Raw genomic sequence first — 3,857 nt, forward strand, 5'->3', positions numbered from 1 at the left:
CGGCCTCGGAGATGCAAACGGGTGATTAGCTCAGCTGGGAGAGCGTCTGCCTTACAAGCAGAATGTCGGCGGTTCGATCCCGTCATCACCCACCATTCGTTTCAAGCGTTTCGCGCAGCGGTAGTTCAGTCGGTTAGAATACCGGCCTGTCACGCCGGGGGTCGCGGGTTCGAGTCCCGTCCGCTGCGCCATATTCGGTCACCTGGACCCACTGAACGCCAGGTCACCCCAGAAAGCCCGCCTAGTGCGGGCTTTTTGCTGTCTGCGATTTGTAAAACACCCGATCTCCCCTGTAGGAGCTGCGGCACGCTGCGATCTTTTGATCTTGATTGCAAAAATCAGAAAATCAAAAGATCGCAGCCTCGTTTCACTCGACAGCTCCTACAGAGGTGGTGATTTTCACTGTTCGGCATTGCGGCTGTGCCGATAGTTGATCCCGCCAATTCGGGCTTTTTGCTGTCTGCGATTTGTAAAAACACCCGATCTGCCCTGTAGGAGCTGCGGCACGCTGCGATCTTTTGATCTTGATTGCACAAATCAGAAGATCAAAAGATCGCAGCCTCGTTTCACTCGGCAGCTCCTACAGGGGGGGTGATTTTCACTGTTCGGCATTGCGGCTGTGCCGATAATCGCTCACCGCCTCATACACCGCTTTGCGCAAGCGGTTGATCCCGCCAATCGGCCGGTGCGCTTCGATACCAAACCACGGGTTGAACGACAGGTTGTCGCATTCCATATTCAATGTCGGCGTGTCGAAGTCCTGCGCAGGCAAGGTGATCCGCGCCACTGTTTCGAACGGTGAGTCCTGCTCGCGCCATTCGATGCTGGTGTCCTCGATCGGCATATATTTGTTCGCATCCTGGCGCTGAATCTGCAACACAAAACACGCCGACACCCGATCCGTCGACAACTGCTGGTTCAAGGCGCTGCGCAGAAAGTTCGGCAATTCGTGGTTTTGCGCGGGCAGGGCATACGCCGGGCAATTATCCGGATCCGGCGCGACCCGAAACTTTGCATTGGCCTCACCGAATTTGTAGGGCGATACCGAAAAGTACGTCGTCGCCGTCGGGCTGTCCGGTGGCGGCGCCAGGGTGGCCAGCGCAATGAACAGGTGGCGGATCTGCCAACTGCGCGGGTCCCAACCGGGGAAGAACGCCATGATCTTTTTGCCGTCAGCCTGAGCCGCCACATTCTGACGATACTCGGCGACATCGCTCACGAAGAAATTCGCATGGCTGAACATCACAAAATCTTGCTCATGGCGCTCTTGACGGTCGCCGAGCAACGGTTTGCCGGGCACATCAAGCAGTTTGATGGCCATGCCCCGGGCATCGCGAATGCTGTCGAACTGCGGGTAGGCGTTGCCATTGGACAGACGAATCCGCGCCTGCCAGGTTTTCCCCGCCTCACTGAACACGCCTTGGCGTAGCGCGGGCGCCAGTTCCGGCAACACCGTCACCGCGGCTTTCACGCAGCCATGGGCCTTGGCATGCGCGTCGCGCAGGTAGCGTGTGCCTTCGCGGTGTTGATCGACGATGCGTACGGCGGTCTGGATCACGTCCTGAGTCATCGCCGCTTCACCGGCGGGAATCTGTTCCTGCGCCGACACCGGGCCACGATGTTGCCAGGCGAACCATGCGCTCGCGATGGCCCAGCCCAGCAGGCCGATAATCAGTAATGCCAGCAGGGTTTTGCCCAGCAGACGCCCCAGCCACAACCAGATGCGGGCGAGCATGGAGGGTCTTTTAAAGGAATTGATCATCATGGCAATTGCGCCTCCAGCGGCCCGCCCAGTACCTTCAGGTACTCCAGCAATGCCCAGCGTTCCTCCGGTTGCAGCAGTCGACCGATAACGCCATTGCCACGTTCGCCGGCGCGAAATTCGTGGCCGCTGTTGTGGTTGCCGCTAATCCGCGTGTCGAACAGGAAACCATTGGTAAAGGCTTCGGTGCGGTAACCCAGATGGCGCGGGTCGTATTCGAACGAGCCTTTATAGAACGTCGTGGCGCGCTCATCCTGCGGCGACAGCAACTGATAAAGGCTCGGCACCGAACCGTTGTGCAGAAACGGCGCGGTGGCCCAGATACCGGCCAATGGCCTGGCCTTGTAGGCAATCATTTCGCGGACGCCGATCGGCAGGCCGAAGCCGTCGAGTTGTGGCTTTTCCTGAGGGGTGACCCCGGCCTCGCGATAGGCGCGGTTCTCGACGAACGCGGTGACGTACGCCAGGCCCTTGGCCACCGATAGTTGGCTCAAATCCAATGGTGCCGTGGGCGTCGGATGCAGTTTCACGTCCATCTGCGCAAGCTCTTGCAGATCCCATTGTAGTGGTGTCAGGTCGAAACGGTGGGTGGCAATGTTGGTCGCCGCATTCGGGTCGGTGCCGATCACCTCCACCGGCAGCATGTGCAGATGCTGCACCCAGCGTTCACCCTCCTGAGTCTTGCGCGGCACGTGGCAACCGGCGCAGTTCTCGGCAAACAGCGCGCGGCCCTTGGCGGCCAGCGGTTTATCGATGGCGCCCAAGACATCTTCCGGCCAGGCGGGCGGTTGCAGGTGTTGCAGGGTTTCTTCGATTTTGTGCAGATCGCGCACGCGCACGCTGGAGGCATAACGCGCATCGCCCTGCAGTGGCTGGCCGTTGCTGTCGAAGAAATTCAACGTGGCGCCGACCCCCAGCGCCTCACCGATGTTGCGCGCCATCGGTTGCTGTGCCGAGCCGTTCCATTGCACCCAGTCGAACGTCCACATGTCCCACAGTTGTGGATAGTCCACTGGAGCATCGGCCACGCGGTAGTTGGCGGGGGAGATCGCATCGCCGAAGGTGGCGTTGGCGATGCGGCCGAACGCATCGGCGCGTCCCGGACCTTCTTCGGTCGGATAGAGGCCGCGGTGGGTGTCGTTCCAGGCGACTTTGAGGAAGGTGTTCAGCGATTGCTTGAAGTCTTTGCGCAGTTGCTCGCGGCGTGTCTCGTAGTCATCGCCCAGCACATTTCTGGCAAAGCGTTCGAATTTCCACGGGTTGTAGTAAGTCGAGGTCAGACTGGCGACCAAAGCCTGTCCGAAACTGCCTCCGCGTAATGTAGGAACGCTGGAAGGCAAGACATGTTGCGCCGAACCGCCGTCAATTCGCACGGCCTGGCCCTTGAAGCGCAATTCGCCGGTGTGGCAGGCGGCGCAGGTGATATCGAGATATTGCTCGGTGCCACCGGGATTCTGATGGCGGGCAAAGCCGACCGGCAGATTGCCGGGGTTGTTCGGCGTGGCTTGCTGTCGCGGATCGACCAGAAACCCGAAGCGTGCGAGGTATTCCGGGGACGCGAAGCGCTGCTGCGAGAAGGGCAGTTCCAGCGCCTTGAACCATTCATAACGCAGGCCTTTGACTTGTGTGCCCTGCGGGGTGAAATAGTAGGTCTGGCGTTCTTCCTCGCTCCACTGCTGCAGGTAGTGCACCTGTTGAGCCGGGGAATAGAAAGGCAATTTCGGATTGGCGACATAGTAAAGAATCACTGCCAGAGCGAGGCCCAGCAGCACAATGATCAGTGCCAGCACACGGTATAAGAGGCGCAAGATAAACATCCTTGTCGAGTTGTTGCCTTGTTATGCCTCAGCTGCTGCGGGTGCGGCAAGTGGCCATTACGCCAACTGTTGTAGGAAGTCTCATCAGTCCTTGTCAGGGCAAGATGACAGAAGCTTCATCGTCGCTTTGCCCGAATGCGTTTTAATCCCTGAACTTATCGGACATTTCCTGCTCTCATGCCGGTAGCCATTGGTCGTGGCGGCCTGATAAGCTCGCGGCTTTACTCGATTGCCCTTTCGGCGCATGAACAAGGAAATAGCATGAAACAGCATCGGTT

The 3,857-nt window shown here is 59.0% G+C and carries 3 protein-coding genes and 2 tRNA genes; 2 read left to right on the forward strand and 3 right to left on the reverse strand.

Translation table 11 applies throughout. The features are described 5' to 3' along the window. Window positions 1-19: 19 nt before the first annotated feature. Together ACIOUG_RS26695 and ACIOUG_RS26700 are read left to right on the forward strand one after the other, a co-directional pair. Window positions 20-95: transfer RNA gene (locus tag ACIOUG_RS26695), tRNA-Val, on the forward strand. Between the two features lie 19 nt (window positions 96-114). Beyond that, a tRNA-Asp gene (locus ACIOUG_RS26700) sits at window positions 115-191 on the forward strand. Window positions 192-598: 407 nt separating this feature from the next. On the opposite strand, the gene ACIOUG_RS26705 is transcribed toward ACIOUG_RS26700, so the two are convergent. The 3 genes from ACIOUG_RS26705 to ACIOUG_RS26715 form a co-directional block, all read right to left on the reverse strand. After that, a complete protein-coding gene (locus tag ACIOUG_RS26705; RefSeq protein WP_401070132.1) occupies window positions 599-1,735 on the reverse strand; it encodes a catalase family protein in 1,137 nt (378 codons plus the stop codon). 26 nt (window positions 1,736-1,761) lie between these two features. After that, window positions 1,762-3,570 (reverse strand): di-heme-cytochrome C peroxidase, encoded by a 1,809-nt coding sequence (locus ACIOUG_RS26710; RefSeq protein WP_401070135.1) that lies wholly within the window; start codon window positions 3,568-3,570, stop codon window positions 1,762-1,764. 93 nt (window positions 3,571-3,663) lie between these two features. After that, window positions 3,664-3,857 (reverse strand): hypothetical protein (locus ACIOUG_RS26715; protein ID WP_401070138.1); only part of this gene is annotated, 194 nt, incomplete at its 5' end.

The sequence above is a fragment of the Pseudomonas sp. NPDC087803 genome (assembly GCF_044742995.1).
Taxonomy (GTDB): domain Bacteria; phylum Pseudomonadota; class Gammaproteobacteria; order Pseudomonadales; family Pseudomonadaceae; genus Aquipseudomonas.